Origin of the sequence: Pandoraea terrae (genome assembly GCF_902459695.1) — a bacterium.
In the GTDB taxonomy this organism is placed as follows: Bacteria; Pseudomonadota; Gammaproteobacteria; order Burkholderiales; family Burkholderiaceae; genus Pandoraea; species Pandoraea terrae.
Map to the genome: position 1 here is coordinate 182495 of NZ_CABPRZ010000007.1, position 20012 is coordinate 202506.

Sequence of the window (20012 nt, forward strand, 5' to 3'; positions counted from 1 at the left end):
CTCATGAGGGTAACCGCAGGATCGGGCGGACGAACCGCGAAACCTCGAAGCCCTTGCGCAACACCGGCGCGTCGGGTGCCAATCGCAGGGCTTCCGGAGCGCCTCGCGAGGCGTCCGGCATGGCTTGCACGAACAAGACATCGGAGGCACCGAACATCTCGCCGATCTCCACGTAGGGCAATGCACGCGCCTCGACGGACAGCGGGTTGCCGTCGAGGACGATATTGCGTCGGATCACGTTGCCTTTGGGCGCGCCGGGGGTGTCGCCAAGCAATCCGGCCAGTGCCGGATATCGCGTTGCGTAGGGCGGTCTCGTAGTATCGAATTCGGTCAGCAAACGGCGCAGCGGTCCGTTCGGATCGTCGCTCATCCCCCGTTGCCACGTCACGCCACGGGCATCGACGTGCATGGCCGGCGAGCTGCTGACAAACAGATTGTCTTGCACCAGGTTATCGCGTCCGCCGCCGACGAACACAGCCCGGCCGACATGTGCGAACAGATTGCGCCGGATGACGGTGCCACTGGCCTGGTCGTCGAGATAGATGCCCATCGTGACGGCGGGGTGCCCCGGCCAACCTACATCGTGGAAGAAGTTGTCTTCGATGATCGTCCCGCGCGCGGTCCAGTCACGGCCGGTATAGACTGCGCCGGCATCACCGGTCTCCTGAACCACATGATCGATTTCATTTCGCGCGATCAGATGATCGTTGCCGCCGTAGATGATCGCCGTGTGCGGTCCGTCGAACAGGTGACTGTCAGTCACGCGATTGCCAACACCCATGATCGCCACGGCCGGCCGATACGCGTGCGCGCGCCGCGCATAGGTGCGGATGACCGACCGCTCGACAAACAGATTGCCCGGTGCGAGCGTCTTGCGATTGCCGCCGGACAATGTGATGCCGCCCTCCCCCGTGTCCTCGATCCGAACCTCGGAGAATCCACTGTCACGGCCTTCCAGCACCGCTGCGCTGCCGCCGGCATTTCGAATGACCGATTGCGTGACGCTGACGCGATCGACGCCGCGCATATCGAGCGCGATGCCCCGGCACATCTCGAATACGAGTTGTCGAATCGTGACCTGGCTGACGCCGCGCATGGTCAGCAACGTGTCCGCCATCGAAACTTCGACGTCGCCGTCGCGCAACGTATCGGGCGGCCAGAAGTAGAGTTTTCCTGCCTGCGCGTCGAGATACCATTCCCCCGGCGTGTCCAGCTCCGACAGCGCATTCTCGATCACTACGCGTTGTCCGGCCTTCAAGCCGAACTGCGGCGGCGGCCCCTCGATGGTCATCGTACCGGCCGAAGGGTCCACCGAGGTCAGCGCGAGCGTGGTGTCGGCCCAATCACGAGCCCAATATCCCGTCGCACGCAACGCGGGCTCCGCCTGCCATGCCGCCAAATGTGCGCCGGTCACGGTGAAGCGCCTGCCTTGGGGGCCGTCGGGCAACGCATCGATGCGTGCGAAGCCATCGTTCGGCCAGCGCGCCAGCGTCATGGGGCGTCCACGGAAAAAGACCTCCAGCGAGGCCGTTCGCGACGGCAATCCGAAACCGTGGCGGACAAACGTGCCAACGTCGGAAACGCCGGACGCCGCCAGGAGGGCGACTTTGACATGCGGGCGCGCGGCAGGCGTCAGACGCGCGAGTACCGCCGGGTCCGTCACGGGCGCGAAACCGCGTACGATGCGGCCTCCGCTAATGACGGTGGCCCCCGTCTCGGCGCCGAGAATGTCAATCGGCGTCCCGCGCCAACTGGTGTGGGGTGCAATATTCATCGGCCCGTTGACTCGGTAATGGCCCGGCGCGAATACGAGCTTCAGATGGTCAACCGATGCGCGAGGCTTGGGCTGGCGCAGCCAGGTCAGCGCAGCGTCCAGTGTGAGTGGCTTGTCGGGCACCTCTGCGGAGGCAGGCGCTTGCACCGAGCCTCCCGCTGCGTCAGGCACGATGCGTAACGCCAGCGTTTGAGCGCAAGCCCCGCCGACCGAAATCGACACGACGCACGCCACGCCCGCGTGCAGGCATGCCCGCCCTGCGCGACGGATAACGGCCCACCCGGTCCCGAACGCCAGCATCGCGGGCATCATGCCGTCCCGTTTCATGATGGCTCCGGACGATACTTGCCGTACGCCTCGTCCGAATAGCGATAACGCCCGTATCCGTAGCCGTAGTTGCCGGGGCGCGGCGTCATGTCGTTGAACACCATGCCGCGAGGCTTGATGCCGACCTGACCGAGGCGCCGGACGGTTTCCCGTACGTCCGCCGCCCGCGTGGCGTTCTGACGAACCACCACAAACACCAGCCCCGCGAGCCGGCCCAACGCTGCCGTATCGGCGACGGGAAGCACGGGCGGCGAATCGATGATCACGATGTCGTACGCCGTTTTCATAGCCTCGATAAACGCGCGCAGATTGTCATGTGTGAGCAGTTCGGCCGGATTGTCCACAAGCGTCCCGCGCGACACGAAATCGAGGTTCGGGAGCACCTGCCGGCGAATGACGTCTTCGGTCGCTGCCGTGCCCGCGAGAAGGTCGGAAAGCCCGGGATGCGACGGCATGCCGAGATACCGGTGCAGATAGCCCTTGCGTAAATCGCCTTCAAGCAACAGCACCCGCTGGCTCGAAGCCGCCAACACCGCAGCGACGTTCATTGAGATGAACGATTTGCCCACGCCCGGCGTCGGCCCCGAGATCAGGACGACATTGTTCGGCGCATCAAGCAATGCGAATTGCAACGCGGTACGGAAGCTTCGCAAGCTCTCGATCGCCGCAGTGTCCGCGCCGGAACGCGCGAGTATCTGGAGCCCGGCGTTGCCGGCGGACATTTGCGCGTGCAGCGCTGCCTGCTCCCGGCTGTGCGGAACTGCCGCATAGACGGGCACGCCGCTGACACGTTCGACGTCATACGGATGCCGGATGCCGCCGAACAACGTCTTGCGCACCCACGCCACGCCGCACCCCAGACAGAGTCCCGCAAGCACCGATAAAGCAGCCACCAGCGGACGATTCGGCTTGACCGGAAGCTCGGCGGCCCGGGCTTCGTCGACCAGCCGCGCATTGCCGGTCTTGCCGGCGCGAAGGAGCCGCAACTGCTGCGTAGTGCTCAACAGATTGGTATACAGGTCGCTGTTGATCTGCACGTCGCGCTGCAACCGTACTGCGGTTTGCTGGAGGTCGGGCAATCGCCTGGCGCGCTCGTCGATCTGGCCCATCCGGGCACGGAGTTCGCGAATCTGGTCGTTCACCCCTATCAGTGCCGGATGTTGCTCCGTGAACCGCGCCGACAAATCCTGGCGCTTTTGCTGGAGATCGGTGAGGCGGCCTTGGGCATCCACGGACTGTTGCAAGACTGCGGAAGCTTCTTCCCCCAGACTCAGGGCGCCGTAAGTGGTTCGAAACGTGTTGAATGCTGCTTCGGCCTTCTCCAAGGCCGCCTTGGCCTTTGGCCACTCTCCGTCGAGGAACGCCAACGACTTGGCGGCTTCCTCGGCCTTGCGCTCAATGTTCTGTTGCACATACTGCTTTCCGATCTCCGCCAGCGTACCCTTCACGCGCTCCGGATCGGCGCCGTCCAGACGCACCGATATGACGTTCGAATCCTTGCCGTGCATGCTGATTTGCAGATCGCTTTGCAATCGCTCGACCGTCTGCTGGATCGAGAAACGCCGCATCACGAAGCGCGCCCCGGGTTTGGCATCGAGCCGGGCGATCAGCAGGTCGACATCGCCGTCGGGTGTGCTCACGTGCAACACGCGGCCGACCTCCCCACGGGCATCGATACCGGCACGGCCCGAGTGCAGCAGGTATCGGCCCCGGCCCTGCGCCGCAATCGTGAAAGGCACGTCGTACATGCTTGATGGGGTTTCGAAGCGAATCACGTCGGCACGCTCGTTGCCCCATACGTATCCGCCCAACCCGAAAAGTCCCGGCGTGGAAAGCGTGTCGGCAAACGATGCGACCCACCGGCCGATCAGCGGAAAATACCGGGGCCGCACCTGAAGATACAGGCGCTGCTCCTCAACGGTTTTCCAAACCACCTTGCGCGACTTCAGTATCTCCATTTCGTCCGACGCTGCCGTCTTCACATCGAACATCGAGGCAACGCCCGACAGCACGTTGTTCGCCGATGTGGGGCTATCCTCCACCTGAATCAGGATGTCGGAGCGATAGATGGGCGTGGCGAGCAACGCATAGGCAAAACCGAGCATCGACACGATGAGTGTGATGATCGCGATGAGTTTGCGATTGTCATACAGCGTGTCGAGACTGTCGCCCAGATCAAAATGTGCCTCGTCGCGCTCGGGAAGACCAAGAATGGAGATCGGTTGCGGATTCTGAGTCATAAGGATCGCTCGCAAGACAAAGGACCAAGGAGCCGCGGGAGACGCTCGGCCCAACGGGTCAGGCCATCGCTGATCATCCCGAGGACCTGCCGGAATGCCATCTCGTCCTGAAGGTAGGGATCGGGGACGTCCCGTCCGTCGAACTCCCCCCACAGCAGGACCTTTCCACGGCAAATCGGGAAAAGCGCTTCGACCGCGAGCCGCTGTTGCCGCTCCATCACAAGAATCAGGTCGGCCGCCTGGATCATCCAGCCCTGGAGTTGCCGGCCCCGATGCGCGCCGACATCGAAACCGCGTTCGCGCATCAGCCGAATCACGTGCGGATCCGCCGGCATCCCGACGGCCGCGTTCAGACCGGCCGACAAGATGCGCAGTCCCGGCACTTTGGCGCGCAGCAACGCCTCGGCCATCGGGCTGCGGCAGATATTGCCGGTACAGAGGATCAGGATCGTAGGCATCAGTTCGTCACCACCTTCCCGAAATAGGCGGTCTGCGTGCTTGGCAGCAGGAGGCTGACCACGCGGTTCCAGCGAACCAGCGGCGCGGCGTCGACGAACACCACGTCCTTCGCCTTCAGTTGAAAGTTCTCGGCCAGCGCGATCGCAGCCGGCGCGGAGGCGTCCAGGTGATAAATCTCGGGCTTGCCGCCCTCGAGCGTGCGCACGACATACACCTGCTTGCTGTTGCCGGTGGTCTGGCTCACACCGCCCGCGTCGCCCAATGCCTCGTTCAGGGTCAGCTCACCGTTGCGCAGGAACAAGGTGGAGGGCCGCGTGACTTCACCCAGCACAAAGATCTTGCTGTCCTCCCGGGCGAACACGCGGACGATGTCGTCATTGCGCAAAAGTACGCGTGACGGGCTGACGCCCTTGGCTACCAGTGCCGGAATATTGACGACGGTCGAGACACCGTTCCGTATCACGGCAACCATCGCGCGATCGCCGACCGTCGTAAACCCGCCGGCCCGGTTAAGCGCTTCGGGCAGCGTCATCGGCAAATCGTTGAACACTTGAATGCCGGGGTTGCGCACCTCGCCATCCATATACACGCGACGGCTTCGATAGGCCTGCACACGCAAGGTCAACTGAGGATTCTTCAAGTAATTCGCCAACTGCCGAGTCAAACGATCGCGCGCCTGCAGCTCGGTCAACCCCGCGACGCTGACGTTCCCGACATAAGCGAACTGCAACATGCCTTGGGAATCGACGCTGTAGCCCGGGGCGATCGGATTGGCGCCGTAGTAATCGGTACCGACAGTGGTCACGGAAATGGCGGGCAGGGTCAGTTCGGGGTGGTCCCACACGACGATCTGCAATACGTCGCCGGGACCGATCACGTAGGCCGAGGGCTCCCCGAACAGCGCCTTCACGTCGTCGGGAATCTCGCGCACACGCGACGCGCGTTGCGCCTGCACAAGGTCGAAGGTGATTTCGGTAAGCGCGCCCGGCGGCGGCGCCTCGCCCGCCGCGCCCGCCGCGCTCCCCTCGCTGCCCGAGGTTCCGGGGTAATGAACGCCCGGCGCAATGGCGCAACCCGCCAACGCGAGCGCCAGCAACAGGCCGGCCAAATGCCGTACATTGCCGCGCCTTGACTTCAGCGCCCTGCCCGCCAGCACTTCGGGCCCGCAGAAAGCGGCGCCCGGCCATCGATATCGTGTCATTTCCCCGCCCCCCGCAATTGTCTTGTTGTGTGCAAAGCGTGTCCCTCGGCGCCGTCAACAGCGCCCGTATTTATCGTCGAATCGTATGATGTCGTCTTCGCCCAGATAGCCGCCGGACTGCACTTCGATGATTTCCAGCGGCACCTTGCCCGGATTTTCGAGACTGTGCCGGACCCCCAGCGGGATGAATGTCGATTCGTTTTCGCTCAACAGGAATGTCTCGTCCCCGCGGCAAACGCGCGCAGTCCCGCGCACGACCACCCAGTGCTCCGCGCGGTGGTGATGCAGTTGCAGCGAGAGACGCGCCCCCGGCTGCACGACAATGCGTTTCACCTGGAACCGGTCGCCATGGTCGATGGAGTCGTAGTACCCCCACGGGCGCCGTACCTTGCGATGCGTGTTCGCTTCAAGGCCCCGTTGCGCCTTGATGCGATCCACCACGCCCTTGACGTCCTGGACACGCGACCGGTCCGCGACAAGCACTGCGTCGTCGGTTTCGATCACGACCACGTTGCTCACCCCCAGGCAGGCGACGAGCCGCCCCTCCGAGTGCGCCAGGCTCGCACGCGCGCCGTCGAACATCACGCGCCCGCGTGCCACGTTGCCATCGGCGTCCTTCTCAAGCGCATCCCACACCGCATCCCATGAACCCAGATCGGACCACCCCGCGTGAAGCGGCACGACAACCCCGCGCGGCAGCGTGTCGTCGCCCTGCAGCCGCTCCATCACCGCGTAGTCGATTGAATCGGACGGTGAACGGTCGAAGGCCGCCGCGCACGGACGGAAGAATGCGCCGTCAACCTCCCCTTGCGCCACCGCTGCCATGCAAGCGTCGTACATGCCCGGCTGCAACCGCTTGACGGCATTGAGCCACACACTGGCGCGCAAAATGAACATGCCGCTGTTCCACCAGTAGTCGCCGGAGGCCAGATAGCGCTGGGCCAGGTTCGCGTCCGGTTTTTCGACGAATCCGTCAATGCCGTGCACATTGGGTGCCAGCGAGGCACCGACCTTGATGTAGCCAAAGCCGGTTTCCGGCCGCGTCGGCGGCACACCCAACGTCGCCACGGCGCCGGCCCACGCATGGCGTGCAGCCACTTCGACCGCACGCTGGAATGCCGGCGTGTCGAGGATCGCGTGATCAGACGGCATCGCAACGATCACGGGGTCCGCACCGCCCGTGATCGCCACCGCGGCGGCAAGCGTCAGCGCGGGCGCCGTATCGCGTCGCCACGGCTCCACCACGATGCGCGCATCGATACCGCTCTCGCGCAATTGCTCCGACGTGACGAAGCGATGCTCCTCCCCGCACACGATCAACGGTTGCGCCACCGTCACCCGAGCCGCATCGAAACCCTGCGTGCGCCGCACGGTGGCCTGCAACAAAGAATCCGTACCCAATACGCCGATCAATTGCTTCGGAAAGTGTTCGCGCGACACAGGCCACAGCCGCGTGCCCGAGCCGCCCGCGAGAACCACCGGAATGATCGGCACGACACATACGTCGCTCACTGCGGCACCGCCGTCATTGACGGTCAAGTTGATTTGTTCAGCGATCATGTCCGGACTCCTTCCCTTGTAATGCTTGCGGGCGGCATGCCCTCGGCGGCGGCTCGGCCGCCATGGATCAATACGCGTTGCTACCGGCAATTCCCTTGAACAGCGTCATCCACACAATCCGCACATCGAGCCAGAACGACCAGTGCTGCATGTAGTAGAGATCGAATTTCACGCGCCCTTGCATCCGCTCGATCTGTGCGGTTTCGCCGCGATATCCGTTGACCTGGGCCCATCCGGTAATGCCCGGCTTGATCCGGTAGCGCAGCATGTAACCCTCGACCAGTTCCTTGTATTGCTCATCATGTTGAATCGCATGCGGACGCGGGCCGACCACCGACATTTCCCCGCGCATGACATTGATGAACTGCGGCAGTTCGTCCAGACTCGTGCGGCGCAGGAACATGCCGACTTTCGTGATGCGGCGGTCGCCCTGAACCGCTTGCGTCAGCTGGCCTGCCGCCTCTTCGTGGACTACCATCGTGCGGAACTTGTAGATCTGGAACGTGCGGCCGTCGATTCCCTTGCGCCATTGCCGGAAGAACACCGGCCCAGGCGATGACAGCTTGACCGCCAGTGCGATCACCATCATCAACGGCGCGATGGCGGCCAGCACCGCCCCGGCGAACACCCGGTCGAAGACTTCCTTCAGGACGAAATACTGATCCCCCGCCGGTGAGGCAAGCAGGTTGATGGCCGGCACACCGACCAGTTCCGTCACGGGATTGCCGATCAAGCCAAACGCATGGATATCCGGCAACAACCGGATGTTGACGAAGTCATGCCGGAACGTCGCCAGCAGTTGGCGGATCATGGCCTCGCGGCGCGGCGGCAGCGTGATCCAGATTTCGTGCACGCGGCGCGCTCGTACTTCATTGGCAAGTTCCGACAGCGATGTCACCATCGGCAAGTTCAGCCGCGCCACCTCGGGCGTATGCCGCTCCGCAAAGACGCAGACAGGCACGAAGCCGGCATGCATCGTATTGCGAAGGTGTTCAACCAGTTCGACGGCATACGCGTTGTGACCGACCACCGCGATATGGCGCAGATTGAGTCCCCGCCCCCGCAGCCATTGCAGGATCCGATAGCCGATAAGCTTGCCCCCGATCATCAGGCCAAGCGAAATCAAGAACCACCCCGCACACCAGAGGCGCGAGAGTTCGACGCTCCGATGCGTGACAAAGAGGAACGCCAATCCCAAGGTGAAGACGGTCGTCCATGCCACGGTCATGCGCACGATGAGCCCGCTGAGCGCCCGGCCGCGCCATGACGCGTAGATGTCGAACACCGGGAACAGCAACGCACACAGCACCGCGTCAAAAGCGCACAGCACGCCGGCCAATTCGCCCCAGGGCACGTCGTCGCCACCGAAGCGCAACGGGTAGGCGATGGCCGCGCCGATCAGCACCAACGCGACATCCGCGATGCGCCCGACGAATCCGAATTGCGTGATCAGGCCGCGTGGAGCGCGGTGTTCAATTACGGTCGTGTTCATATGCGTCAAGTCCCGTTGCTCTCATCGTGCCGCGTGCCGGCAGTTAGCACGGCCATCGCCATACGCGCTGCGTTTTACAGAGGCAAAAAGATCCCCCGCGCCCCGCAAAGCGCACGTACCCGAACGACGACCGGCCCACCGGCGAACTTCGCCGGCGCGTCCAGCCGCCGCGATTCGTATTACTGCTTCAGGTGCTGACTGACCCCAACGGCCGCCGCCGTCGGATCAGAGGGGGATATCCGTTCGGCCAATGGCCGTACGGCAATGTCGCCGGCAATTTCGCGCCGGCGCTGACTCCCATGAAACATGCATTGACTCGGGCAACTGCGCGTTCTCGGCGGCATGACGCCGCCTCGGCATGTTGTCCATCTTCTCGACGTCTGTCGCGTCGAATCCCCGGTGCCCGAACGTGCAAAAGCAACCCCATTTTTATTTCTCCGTTGACATGACGCCGCTCTATGGCGGCACGACATGTCTCCCCCCAAGATGCATTTCGTCGGTCCGGCACGGGCGACATACCCATGCACTGAATCACCGAAACGATCACCGCCCGCCGGTCTTGTCGCTCATCGAGTTCATTCGCTTTTCTAGAGAACTGTCTCGAATGCATCAAGTACCGAGGGCTCAACCTCAAGTCGCAATTTGTGTGCCAGCTCTTGCGTGTCGCGTGTTCCGCGCCGGATGCGTCATGCCGGCCGATTGTGCAGCGCACGCTACACTCTTGTTCCATAAGAGATTGGGCTTGACAACGCGTTGTTCGCGATTCATTACCAAACGCCCATTTGAAAATTCGCCTCCAGCGCGGGAAACGGGCGGCGCAGCGTCACGTTACGTAACAAGACGTCACGTCACGTAACGTGCGTTGTTCCGGAAGAACAAAATGCAGCGGGGGCAGGGACAGGGAGAGGGGGCGTGCGGGGGGTCAGGAACGTTCGAACGCCGCAGCCGCGCGGCCGAGCCGGTCGTTGACGGCTGCCCATGCGGGCGTATCCGGCAGCTGTTCAAACAGGATGTGCGAGACGCCGGTGCTGTCGAGCTGCCGCAGCAACGCATACAGCCGGCTCGCCAGTTCAGCCGGCGCGGCAGGCAAAGGAACGCGCACCAGATCGGGCAGCGCCTGCGGCAGGCTGGCAAGCGTGGCGGCGAACGCGACCACGGCCACGCGCTCGCCCGCCGGACGCACGGCAAGCGCCGGCGCCATGTCCGCGGCACGGCACAGGAACAACGGTGTACGCGGTGCGTAATGCGCCTTGAGCGTGCCCGAGGCGCGCGGAGCATCGCCGCCATCCTGTCCCGGCATGCGAGGCATTTCGCCGAGCACGTTCGCCACGTCTTCGGGGGTGATGTGCCCCGGACGCAACAGCGCCGGGAAACCGCGCGACAGATCGATGATGGTCGACTCGATGCCGACTGCGCAGTCTCCGCCATCGAGGACATGGACCGTCACGCCGGGCAGGCCGTGAAATTCATCGCGCACGTGTTGTGCCGATGTCGGGCTCACGCGTCCGAAGCGATTGGCCGATGGCGCGGCGACACCGCCCTGCCCGCCTTTCTGACGCGCGAACTCGCGCAGCAGCGCCTGCGCCACCGGATGCGACGGGCAACGCAGGCCCACCGAATCCTGGCCGCCCGACACGGCGGCAGGGATATGCGGTGCGCGCTTGACGATCAACGTCAGGGGGCCCGGCCAGAATGCCTCCATCAGCGCGCGCGCGGCAGGCGAGATGTCGTTGCACCAGTAACCGGGATCGCCTTCCGGCGCGATGTGGACAATGACCGGGTGATTGGCCGGCCGGCCCTTCGCCGCGTAGATCGCCGCCACTGCCGATGGCTGCTCGGCGTCCCCGCCGAGCCCGTACACCGTCTCGGTCGGAAACGCCACGAGCTCGCCCGCCGCCAGTTGCGCGGCGGCGTGTTCGATGTCGGACTGGGCCGGCATCAGCACGGCGGGCGCATCCGGTGGCGTCATGTCGATCAGTCGTCGAGAGAGATATTGAGGAACTTCGCCGCAGCGTCGGTCGCGTCGCGTGCCTCGTCGAGCGTGGCGCCGGCAAACGTGATGTGCCCCATCTTGCGGCCGACGCGCGCATCTTCCTTGCCGTACAGGTGCAGCCGCGCCGACGGCAGCGCCACCACCGATGCCCAGTCGGGCATGCGTGGCGTATCACCGTCGAACCACACGTCGCCGAGCAGATTCAGCATGACCGCCGGCGAATGCTGGCGTGCCTCGCCCAGAGGCAGGCGCGCCATGGCACGCACTTGCTGCTCGAACTGGCTCGCGGCGCAGGCGTCGATGGTGTAATGGCCGCTATTGTGCGGGCGCGGCGCCATTTCGTTGGCGATCAGCGAACCGTCCTGCAGGATGAAGAACTCGACGCACAGCACACCCACATAATCCATGCGCGCGGCGATCGTGGCGGCGGCCGTGCGTGCGGCATCCTGCAAGGCAGGCGACGCGTCGGGCGCCGGCACGGTGGTCGTCGCGAGAATGCCGTTGGCGTGGACATTCTGCGCCAGCGGGTAGGTCGCGACAGTCCCGTCAGCGCCACGCGCGCTCAGCACCGACACCTCGAAGGCCAGCGCAAGGCGCTTTTCCAGCACGCACGGCACGCCGCCCAGCTGGGCATAGGCACTGCGCGCCTCGGCCGTCGTGGCCACACGAACCTGCCCCTTGCCGTCGTACCCAAGGCGCGCGGTTTTCAGAATGCCGGGCAACACCGCCGACAGGGCAGCATCGTCGAGCGCCGCCATGGCGTTGTTCGACGCAATGACCAGGTGGGGCGCGACCGGCACCCCGCAGCTTTCGATAAAGCGCTTCTCGGCGATCCGGTCCTGCGCGATGGCCACGCAACGGCCCGCCGGGCTGACCGTGGTCGTCTGCGCGAGAAAGTCGAGCGACTGCGCCGGCACGTTCTCGAACTCGGTCGACACCGCCGGACACAGCGACGCCAGTTCCGAAAGCGCTTTTTCGTCGCGATAATCGGCGACGATCAGGCGGTCGGCCACGGCGCCTGCCGGACAACGCGGATCGGGATCGAGGACACAGACCTTGTAGCCCATCGACTGGGCGGCGAAGCAAAACATGCGGCCCAATTGGCCGCCGCCCAGCATGCCCAGCCAGTTGCCGGGGAGAATGGGTGCAGTGTTCATCGTGTTGGTAATCAGGGGACTGGCCGGGACCCGCATCGCATCAAACGGGCCTCCGGCGCGGGAATCAATTCTGGTCGTCCGGCAGCGTCATGGCGCGCGCCGCTTCTGTCTGGCGGGCACGGAAGGCCGCGAGCTTGTCGGCCAGGGCCGCATCGCCCACTGCCAGCATCGCCACCGCAAACAGCGCCGCGTTGGCAGCGCCGGCCTCGCCGATGGCAAACGTCGCCACCGGAATGCCCTTCGGCATCTGAACGATCGAATGCAGCGAGTCTTCGCCGCGCAGGTATTTGCTCGGAACGGGCACGCCCAGCACCGGCACGGTCGTTTTCGCCGCGATCATGCCGGGCAGATGGGCCGCGCCACCTGCGCCCGCGATGATCGCCACCAGACCGCGTTCACGCGCGGCCTCGGCATAACGGAACATGTCGTCGGGCATGCGGTGCGCCGAGACAACCTGCGCCTCGAACGCAACACCGAACTCGCGCAGGACAGCCGCAGCGTTCTTCATGACGTCCCAGTCCGAGTTGGACCCCATCACGACGCCGACTTGCACGGGCTGCTGTTTCTTTTCGCTCATGGTCGGGCCGCTCACGCCAGTTGCTGGCCGGTCAGGCGCTCGAGCGCCTCACGGTACTTGGCAGCCGTCTTCTCGACGACAACGGCCGGCAGCTTCGGCGCCGGCGGGGTCTTGTCCCACACCTGCGTCTCGAGCCAGTCGCGCACGAATTGCTTGTCGAACGACGGCGGATTGCTGCCCACGGCATACGAATCGGCCGGCCAGAAGCGCGAGGAATCAGCGGTCAGGGCTTCGTCCATCAGATGGAGCGTGCCGTTGTCGTCGAGGCCGAATTCGAACTTGGTGTCGGCGATGATGATGCCGCGGGTGGCCGCAAAGGCCGCCGCTTCCCGGTACAGACGGATGCTGATGTCGCGGATGCGCTCGGCCAGTTCGCGGCCGATCCGGTTGCACATGTCGTCGAAGCTGATGTTCTCGTCGTGCTGGCCCAGCTCGGCCTTGGCCGCCGGCGTGAAGATCGGCTCGGGGAGTTGTTGCGCATTCTGCAGACCGGCCGGCAAGGTGATGCCGCACACGGCGCCCGTGGACTGATAATCCTTCCAGCCGCTGCCGGCCAGGTAACCGCGCACCACCGCCTCGACCAGGATCGGCTGCAGGCGCTTGACCACCACGCCGCGGCCCGCCACCTGGGCGACTTCGTCGGCCGCCACCACGGATTCGGGAGCAACGCCCGTCAAGTGGTTCGGCACGACGTGCGCCAGCTTGTCGAACCAGAAATTGGCCATCTGGTTCAGGACCCGGCCCTTGCCCGGAATCGGCTCGCCAATGATGACGTCGAACGCCGACAGGCGGTCCGTCGTCAGGATCAGCAGCTTGTCGTCGCCGACCGCGTAGTTGTCGCGCACCTTGCCGCGCGACAACAGCGGCAAGCTTTTCAGGGAAGATTCGTACAGAGCGGAGAGTGCGGGGGTAGTCACGGCGAGACCCGTTGGTTAGAGGGCAAAATGGGAATTATACGCCGCCGCGCCGCCGCTTTCGAGCGAACGGTGCTGCCGGCGGGCGTCCGGGGCACGCAAATCGTGTTTTCCGCGACGGATACCGTCCGCGCTTGGGCATTACCAGTACGGTATTCGCGGGAACAGGCCCTAAAATGAAATCAAACAAATCAAAAATCAAACAACAGTGCGCAGGGAGGCGTCCGTCATGACGATCCGTCCATTTTGCCGAATCAGCTTGCCCGACTTGTCCTGCGTGTGGGCGCGCCGTCCCTTGACCCGACTGTCCTGCGAGCTCGGGCTGAGCCTCGCCGCCATCGTCGCAGGCGCCTCGCCGGCGGCCGCCGACACAGACCTCACCCTGCTCGCGGCCGGCCCCTGGCAAATGCCGCAACCGTCACAACCGCCCCCGATTTCGCCGCCTGTACTCTCACCGCCCGCGCACGGCGACAACGACGCCACGCGCGAGCCGGTGCGCTTCACGCTCTACGCCGTTCGCGATATCGAGCACATCGGCGTGAAATTTCCTGATGCCAAGGACGAAGCCGTCAACGAGGGGATCGTCAATGTGCAGTTGGACATGCGCGAAGACGCGTCGATGCGCATGCGGGAGTTCTCGCGTCACAATATGAACCGGGCAATGACACTCGTCATCGACGGCATGGATGTCGCCACGGCGACGATCCGCTCCGAGCTCGGCGGGCAGTTCGAATTGGCGCTGCCGAAAGAAAAAGCCCGGCTCCTTTTCCAGCGCGTGCTGGCCAAGGCCGGGCCTTCGACGTAACCGGCGCCGCGCCCGACAGGGCGGGCCGGCGCGGGGTTGCGGGGTTTACTGAACGATCTGCGCCAGATCGCCCTTCTTGTACTTCTCAGCGATTTTCTCGAGCGGCACCGGCTTGATTTTGGCAGCCTGGCCTTCGCAGCCGAACGCCAGATAACGCGCCTTGCAGACTTGCCTGGCGGCTTCGCGGGCCGGCTTCAGATAGTCGCGTGGGTCGAACTTGCCCGGATTTTCGAACAGATAGCGACGGATCGCGCCGGTCATTGCCAGACGAATGTCCGTGTCGATGTTGATCTTGCGCACGCCGTGCTTGATGCCTTCCTGGATTTCCTCGACCGGCACGCCGTAGGTTTCCTTCATGTCGCCACCGAACTGGCGGATTTCCTCCAGCAGTTCTTGCGGCACGGACGACGAGCCGTGCATCACCAGGTGGGTGTTCGGAATGCGGCGGTGAATTTCCTTGATACGCTCAATGGCGAGGATGTCGCCGGTCGGCTTGCGGCTGAACTTGTACGCGCCGTGCGAGGTGCCGATGGCAATGGCCAAAGCGTCGCATTGGGTTTGCTTGACGAAGTCGGCGGCCTGGTCCGGATCGGTCAGCAGTTGCTCGCGCGTCATGGTGCCGTCGGCACCGTGACCGTCTTCCTTGTCGCCCTTCATCGTTTCGAGCGAACCGAGCACGCCGAGTTCGGCTTCCACGGTCACGCCGATGTAATGGGAGAGCTCGACAACCTTCTTCGAGACGGCAACGTTGTATTCGTAGCTGGCGACAGACTTGCCGTCTTCCTCAAGCGAGCCGTCCATCATCACACTGGTGAAACCGCTCTTGATGGCGGCCATGCACACAGCGGGCGACTGGCCGTGATCCTGGTGCATCACGACGGGAATATGCGGATACGCCTCGACGGCCGCTTCGATCAGATGGCGCAGGAACGCCTCGCCCGCATACTTGCGGGCGCCGGCCGATGCCTGCATGATGACCGGCGCACCGACTTCGTCGGCCGCCGCCATGATCGCCGAGACTTGTTCCAGGTTGTTGACGTTGAAGGCCGGCAGACCGTAGCCGTTTTCGGCGGCGTGGTCGAGCAGCTGACGCATCGATACTAGGGGCATGTCGTTCTCCTTGGAGTCAAATAAAACAATCTTTCGTCCGCCAGACGTGCCCTGCGCATTCGACAACGCTGCCGCGCGGCGGACGCTTTCGCGCCGCCACGCCCGGCCATGCCGTCATGCCAGGCCCACCTGGACGATTTTCAACGTGTTGGTGCCGCCGGGCTGGCCCATCGGCTCGCCCACCGTCAGCACAATGGTGTCGCCACGCTTGACCACGCCCTTGGAGAGCAACAGTTGCTCGGCCTGCTTGAGCGCCTGGTCACGGTCGCCACTCGCATCGGCCCGCATGGCCCACACGTTGCGGTACAGCGCCATGGTGCGGTGACTGCTCTCTTGCGAAGTCAGCGCAAAAATCGGCACGTGAATCTTGTGGCGGGACAGCCACAACGCGGTCGCGCCCGATTCGGTCAGCGCCACGATGGCTTTGGCGCGCAAATGATACGCGGTAAACAGTGCGCCGGCGGCAATCGTCTGATCGATTCGCGTAAAAGTTTGGTCGAGCCAATCGCGATCGAGTTCCACCTGCTCGGACTTTTCGGCCTCGATACAGATCGTGGCCATGGTCTCGATGGTCTCCACCGGATACTTGCCCGCCGCGCTTTCGGCCGACAGCATCACCGCGTCGGTACCGTCGAGCACCGCGTTGGCGACGTCCGACACCTCGGCGCGGGTCGGCACCGGATTGTGGATCATCGATTCCATCATCTGCGTGGCGGTGATCGTCAGCTTGTTCATCTCGCGCGCAAGACGAATCATTCGCTTTTGCAGGGCCGGCACGGCGGCATTGCCCACTTCGATGGCCAGATCGCCCCGGGCGACCATGATCGCGTCCGACGCGCTCAGGATCTCCTCGAGCGCCGGGATCGCCTCGGCACGCTCGATCTTGGCGATCATGCGCGGCTTGATGCCATACGGCTCGCCCGCGACGTTGGCCAGGCGGCGCGCCATTTCCATGTCGGTGGCGTTCTTCGGGAACGAGACGGCGACATAGTCGGCGCCCAGCGCCATCGCCGTCTTGATGTCTTCCATGTCCTTGGCCGTCAATGCCGGCGCCGTCAGGCCGCCGCCCTGGCGGTTGATGCCCTTGTTGTTCGACAGATCGCCGCCGACGCGCACCGTCGTGAAGATCTCGTTGCCGAACACACGGTCGACGACCAGCACAATCAAGCCGTCGTTCAACAACAGGACGTCGCCCGCGGACAGATCGCGCGGCAACTCCTTATAGTCGAGACCGACACGTTCGTCGTTGCCCATTTCGCAATCGGCGTCGAGAATGAACTGCGCCCCCTGGACGAGGACCGTCTTGCCGTTTTCGAACTTGCCGACGCGGATCTTCGGGCCTTGCAGGTCAGCCATGATGGCCACTTCGCGGCCTGCGGCGCGCGCAGCCGCGCGTACCATTTCAGCGCGCTCGATATGATCCTGCGCCTTCCCGTGCGAGAAGTTCAGCCGCACGACGTCCACGCCTGCGGCAATCATGCGCGAGAGCACTTCCGGCGTGCTCGAAGCCGGCCCGATCGTGGCCACGATCTTGGTGGAGCGGTTCATTACATCCATCGCATCATCCTCTTTTGGTAGCAGCGCAATGACAATCTTGGCTGTTAGATGGTTGTACTCTTTTTAAGCGGCGGCAGGTTAACCAAAAAGTTCGTATTGTCCTTACGAAATCGTTCGATTCCATCTCAAACGTTCGCAATAAACCGCAACAAACTGCGTCAAACCCCTCATCGAACCCGCATCGAACCGCGCTTGCAGCCGTGCTTCGAACCGATGATTCCCTGCCCCGCTCCACCGGGCCCGGCGAGCCGTATTACGCGCCGCGCTGTTGCAACACTTCGACGGCGGGCAAGGTCTTGCCTTCCAGGAATTCCAGGAAAGCGCCGCCACCGGTCGAGATATAGCTGACCTGATCCGCGATCCCGTACTTGGCAATCGCCGCCAGGGTGTCGCCGCCGCCGGCGATCGAGAACGCCTTGGCGCTCGCAATTGCGCGCGCCAGCGTTTCGGTACCGTGACCGAACTGGTCGAATTCGAACACGCCAACCGGGCCGTTCCAGACGATCGTGCCGGCCTGGCCGAGTTGGTCGGCGAGCTTGGCGGCCGTTTGCGGGCCGATGTCGAGAATCATGTCGTCGGCCTCGACGTCGGTCGCCGGCTTGACGGTCGCGGCCGCCGTGGCGCTGAATCCCTTGGCGCAGACGACGTCCGCCGGGATCGGCACGGAAGCGCCGCGCGCCGCCATTGCGTCGATGATCGCCCGAGCCTCGCCGACCAGGTCAGCTTCGGCGAGCGACTTGCCGATCGGCAGGCCGGCCGCAAGCATGAATGTGTTGGCAATGCCGCCGCCGACGATCAACTGGTCGACCTTGTCGGCCAGCGATTTGAGGATGGTGAGCTTGGTCGAGACCTTCGAGCCGGCCACGATGGCCACCAGAGGACGTGCCGGCTGGCCCAGCGCCTTGCCCAGCGCGTCAAGTTCAGCGGCCAGGAGCGGGCCCGCGCACGCCGCCGGCGCGTACCTGGCGATACCGTGGGTCGTGGCTTCGGCGCGGTGGGCGGTGCCAAACGCGTCGTTGACGTAGACGTCGCACAGCTTGGCCATCTTTTGGGCCAGTTCGTCGCTGTTCTTCTTCTCGCCCTTGTTGACGCGGCAGTTTTCCAGCAGGACGACATCGCCCGGCGCCACGGCGAAGCCCCCGTCGACCCAGTCCGCGATCAGTTTGACGTCGCGGCCGAGCAGTTCGGACAGGCGCGCGGCGACCGGCGCCAGCGAGTCGGCAGGCTTGAATTCGCCTTCGGTCGGACGGCCCAGGTGCGACGTGACCATGACGGCCGCGCCAGCCTTCAGGCACATCTCGATGGCGGGCACCGAGGCGCGGATGCGCGTGTCTTCCGTGATGCGCCCCTGATCATCCTGCGGCACGTTCAAATCGGCGCGAATAAAGACGCGTTTGCCGGCAATCTTGCCTTGGGCGATCAAATCGGTGAGACGAACGACGGAAGCCATGAGAATCCGAATAAGAAGATGGTGGGGAAAGACGTCCATTTTAACCGATCCGTCATGACAAAGGCCCAATTCGCGGCATTCGGACCCTGCGGCCACCCGCCGGAGCCGTTAGAAAAACAGTCTTCCCAAGGTGTAGACCGCCATGCCGACGACGATCATGCCCACCATGCTGCGCCGCCACACGAACCAGCCGGTGGCGGCCAGCGCGGCTGCGAGCTTGGGATTGCCAAGGTGCAGCACGAACTGATGGTCGAGCAGCACCACTTCGGGCACGACGATGACGGCCAGCGCCGCCGCGGGGGCGTACCGCAAGGCCCGTTGCAGCCGATGCGGCAGCGATACGCGCTCGCCGGCGAGCAGGAAGAAAGTGCGCGTGAAAATCGTCACGACGGTCATGGCGACAATGGCGCCCCAAATCATCCATGCACTCATTGCCCGCCCTCCCTGGCCGTGACCGATTTGCCCGCTTTGCGCTGGCCATATCGGCTGGTGAGTTCGTCGGCCACCATGCCGGCGGCGAGCGCGGCGAACACGCCGAGCACCAGATTGACGCGGTACGGCAAGTCGAAGGCGAGCACGCCGATGACCGATGCCAGCACGACCGCGAGCGCCATCGAGCGGCTGGAGATCGTGTGGACCATCATCGGGATCAGCGCGAGGGTGCCGGCGAAAGCCAGGCCCCAATTGTCGGGCACCAGCGCGCCGAGCAGGATGCCAAGGATCGAGGACACCTGCCAGACCATCCAGTTGCTGACGGCGATGCCGTAATAGGTCGCCTCCTTGCCGGGCACGAAGCCGGTGGGGTAGCTCTGCCCCATGAATATGACGAAACCGAGATCGCCGTTGAGGAAGCCAAGCACGATGCGGCGCCAGAGCGGCAAATAGGCGAAGTGCGGCTGCAACGCGGCGCTGAAGATGACGAAGCGCAGATTGATGATGAATACTGTCAGCAGGATGGTCCAGAGCGGCAGTTTGGCGGCAAAAAGCGGCAGCGAAGCCAGTTGGGCCGAGCCCGCGTAGACCATCAGCGACATCCCGATGGCCTGCGGCACGGTCAGGATGGACTTGCTCATGGCAACGCCCGTGACCAGCCCCCAGGAGAAGATCGCCGGCAACAGCGGCGAAATAAGACGAAATCCCGCCGCGAAACCCTCTCGGTCGGCGGCAGGCAAGCGTAACTTGGGCATAGGGGGCGTCCGGCGCGCGCTGGCCGCCCCGGCGTCGCGCGCTGCCGGGGGTCTGTGTCTCGCAATAATGGGAATACGGGCGGCCGGCGAACCATTATAGCCAAAGTAAACGGGCGCTTAAACAGCCAATTCGTGCGTTTATGCAACGCGCGGGCGCGCCCGGACGGGGCGGCTGTTTTACAATAGCGGTTTTAGGCATTCGCCCCCTG

The 20012-nt window shown here is 64.2% G+C and carries 16 protein-coding genes; 1 reads left to right on the forward strand and 15 read right to left on the reverse strand.

Going from position 1 to position 20012, the window contains the following annotated elements; translation table 11 throughout:
• Position 1: 1 nt before the first annotated feature.
• From PTE30175_RS10645 to PTE30175_RS10690, 10 genes are all read right to left on the reverse strand, one after another.
• The gene (locus tag PTE30175_RS10645; protein WP_150697033.1) at positions 2 to 2101 is read right to left on the reverse strand and encodes a right-handed parallel beta-helix repeat-containing protein; all 2100 of its coding nucleotides are present in this window, start codon (positions 2099 to 2101) and stop codon (positions 2 to 4) included.
• A complete protein-coding gene (locus PTE30175_RS10650; RefSeq protein ID WP_150697034.1) occupies positions 2098 to 4341 on the reverse strand; it encodes a polysaccharide biosynthesis tyrosine autokinase in 2244 nt (747 codons plus the stop codon). The genes PTE30175_RS10645 and PTE30175_RS10650 overlap by 4 nt, the downstream gene beginning before the upstream one ends.
• A complete protein-coding gene (locus PTE30175_RS10655) occupies positions 4338 to 4799 on the reverse strand; it encodes a low molecular weight protein-tyrosine-phosphatase (protein ID WP_224788689.1) in 462 nt (153 codons plus the stop codon). Before PTE30175_RS10655 ends, PTE30175_RS10650 begins: the two co-directional genes overlap by 4 nt.
• Entirely contained in the window at positions 4799 to 6001 is a 1203-nt protein-coding gene (locus PTE30175_RS10660) for a polysaccharide biosynthesis/export family protein (RefSeq protein ID WP_150697036.1), read from the reverse strand. Before PTE30175_RS10660 ends, PTE30175_RS10655 begins: the two co-directional genes overlap by 1 nt.
• A gap of 54 nt (positions 6002 to 6055) precedes the next feature.
• Positions 6056 to 7561: a mannose-1-phosphate guanylyltransferase/mannose-6-phosphate isomerase gene (locus PTE30175_RS10665; RefSeq protein ID WP_150697037.1), complete on the reverse strand. Its 1506-nt coding sequence runs from the start codon at positions 7559 to 7561 to the stop codon at positions 6056 to 6058.
• Positions 7562 to 7628: 67 nt separating this feature from the next.
• Complete coding sequence (locus PTE30175_RS10670) at positions 7629 to 9053, reverse strand: undecaprenyl-phosphate glucose phosphotransferase (RefSeq protein WP_150697038.1); 1425 nt, start codon at positions 9051 to 9053, stop codon at positions 7629 to 7631.
• Between the two features lie 922 nt (positions 9054 to 9975).
• Positions 9976 to 11022: an L-threonylcarbamoyladenylate synthase gene (locus PTE30175_RS10675; RefSeq protein ID WP_150697039.1), complete on the reverse strand. Its 1047-nt coding sequence runs from the start codon at positions 11020 to 11022 to the stop codon at positions 9976 to 9978.
• 5 nt (positions 11023 to 11027) lie between these two features.
• Entirely contained in the window at positions 11028 to 12203 is a 1176-nt protein-coding gene (locus PTE30175_RS10680; RefSeq protein ID WP_150697040.1) for a 5-(carboxyamino)imidazole ribonucleotide synthase, read from the reverse strand.
• Positions 12204 to 12267: 64 nt separating this feature from the next.
• Entirely contained in the window at positions 12268 to 12780 is a 513-nt protein-coding gene (gene purE, locus PTE30175_RS10685; RefSeq protein WP_150697041.1) for a 5-(carboxyamino)imidazole ribonucleotide mutase, read from the reverse strand.
• Positions 12781 to 12791: 11 nt separating this feature from the next.
• On the reverse strand, positions 12792 to 13697 hold the full coding sequence (locus tag PTE30175_RS10690; RefSeq protein ID WP_150697042.1) for a phosphoribosylaminoimidazolesuccinocarboxamide synthase: 906 nt from the start codon (positions 13695 to 13697) through the stop codon (positions 12792 to 12794).
• Positions 13698 to 13923: 226 nt separating this feature from the next.
• Between PTE30175_RS10690 and PTE30175_RS10695 the strand changes: the two genes are divergently transcribed.
• A complete protein-coding gene (locus PTE30175_RS10695) occupies positions 13924 to 14499 on the forward strand; it encodes a SecDF P1 head subdomain-containing protein (RefSeq protein WP_150697043.1) in 576 nt (191 codons plus the stop codon).
• Positions 14500 to 14544: 45 nt separating this feature from the next.
• On the opposite strand, the gene fba is transcribed toward PTE30175_RS10695, so the two are convergent.
• The 5 genes from fba to PTE30175_RS10720 form a co-directional block, all read right to left on the reverse strand.
• Positions 14545 to 15609: a class II fructose-bisphosphate aldolase gene (gene fba / locus PTE30175_RS10700; RefSeq protein ID WP_150697044.1), complete on the reverse strand. Its 1065-nt coding sequence runs from the start codon at positions 15607 to 15609 to the stop codon at positions 14545 to 14547.
• A gap of 114 nt (positions 15610 to 15723) precedes the next feature.
• A complete protein-coding gene (pyk, locus tag PTE30175_RS10705; protein WP_150697045.1) occupies positions 15724 to 17157 on the reverse strand; it encodes a pyruvate kinase in 1434 nt (477 codons plus the stop codon).
• A gap of 262 nt (positions 17158 to 17419) precedes the next feature.
• Complete coding sequence (locus PTE30175_RS10710; RefSeq protein WP_150697046.1) at positions 17420 to 18616, reverse strand: phosphoglycerate kinase; 1197 nt, start codon at positions 18614 to 18616, stop codon at positions 17420 to 17422.
• Positions 18617 to 18724: 108 nt separating this feature from the next.
• Positions 18725 to 19048 (reverse strand): AzlD domain-containing protein, encoded by a 324-nt coding sequence (locus PTE30175_RS10715; protein WP_150697047.1) that lies wholly within the window; start codon positions 19046 to 19048, stop codon positions 18725 to 18727.
• A complete protein-coding gene (locus PTE30175_RS10720) occupies positions 19045 to 19803 on the reverse strand; it encodes an AzlC family ABC transporter permease (RefSeq protein ID WP_150697048.1) in 759 nt (252 codons plus the stop codon). The genes PTE30175_RS10715 and PTE30175_RS10720 overlap by 4 nt, the downstream gene beginning before the upstream one ends.
• Positions 19804 to 20012 lie beyond the last annotated feature (209 nt).

What these genes read in the sequence shown, in the direction of transcription:
- PTE30175_RS10650 (WP_150697034.1), bottom strand. Translation starts at nt 4,341, where the DNA reads ATGACTCAGAATCCGCAACCGATCTCCATTCTTGGTCTTCCCGAGCGC.
- pyk (WP_150697045.1), bottom strand. Translation starts at nt 17,157, where the DNA reads ATGAACCGCTCCACCAAGATCGTGGCCACGATCGGGCCGGCTTCGAGC.
- PTE30175_RS10680 (WP_150697040.1), bottom strand. Translation starts at nt 12,203, where the DNA reads ATGAACACTGCACCCATTCTCCCCGGCAACTGGCTGGGCATGCTGGGC.
- PTE30175_RS10710 (WP_150697046.1), bottom strand. Translation starts at nt 18,616, where the DNA reads ATGGCTTCCGTCGTTCGTCTCACCGATTTGATCGCCCAAGGCAAGATT.
- PTE30175_RS10670 (WP_150697038.1), bottom strand. Translation starts at nt 9,053, where the DNA reads ATGAACACGACCGTAATTGAACACCGCGCTCCACGCGGCCTGATCACG.
- PTE30175_RS10655 (WP_224788689.1), bottom strand. Translation starts at nt 4,799, where the DNA reads ATGCCTACGATCCTGATCCTCTGTACCGGCAATATCTGCCGCAGCCCG.
- PTE30175_RS10715 (WP_150697047.1), bottom strand. Translation starts at nt 19,048, where the DNA reads ATGAGTGCATGGATGATTTGGGGCGCCATTGTCGCCATGACCGTCGTG.
- PTE30175_RS10645 (WP_150697033.1), bottom strand. Translation starts at nt 2,101, where the DNA reads ATGAAACGGGACGGCATGATGCCCGCGATGCTGGCGTTCGGGACCGGG.
- fba (WP_150697044.1), bottom strand. Translation starts at nt 15,609, where the DNA reads ATGCCCCTAGTATCGATGCGTCAGCTGCTCGACCACGCCGCCGAAAAC.
- PTE30175_RS10720 (WP_150697048.1), bottom strand. Translation starts at nt 19,803, where the DNA reads ATGCCCAAGTTACGCTTGCCTGCCGCCGACCGAGAGGGTTTCGCGGCG.
- PTE30175_RS10665 (WP_150697037.1), bottom strand. Translation starts at nt 7,561, where the DNA reads ATGATCGCTGAACAAATCAACTTGACCGTCAATGACGGCGGTGCCGCA.
- purE (WP_150697041.1), bottom strand. Translation starts at nt 12,780, where the DNA reads ATGAGCGAAAAGAAACAGCAGCCCGTGCAAGTCGGCGTCGTGATGGGG.
- PTE30175_RS10695 (WP_150697043.1), top strand. Translation starts at nt 13,924, where the DNA reads ATGACGATCCGTCCATTTTGCCGAATCAGCTTGCCCGACTTGTCCTGC.
- PTE30175_RS10675 (WP_150697039.1), bottom strand. Translation starts at nt 11,022, where the DNA reads ATGACGCCACCGGATGCGCCCGCCGTGCTGATGCCGGCCCAGTCCGAC.
- PTE30175_RS10660 (WP_150697036.1), bottom strand. Translation starts at nt 6,001, where the DNA reads ATGACACGATATCGATGGCCGGGCGCCGCTTTCTGCGGGCCCGAAGTG.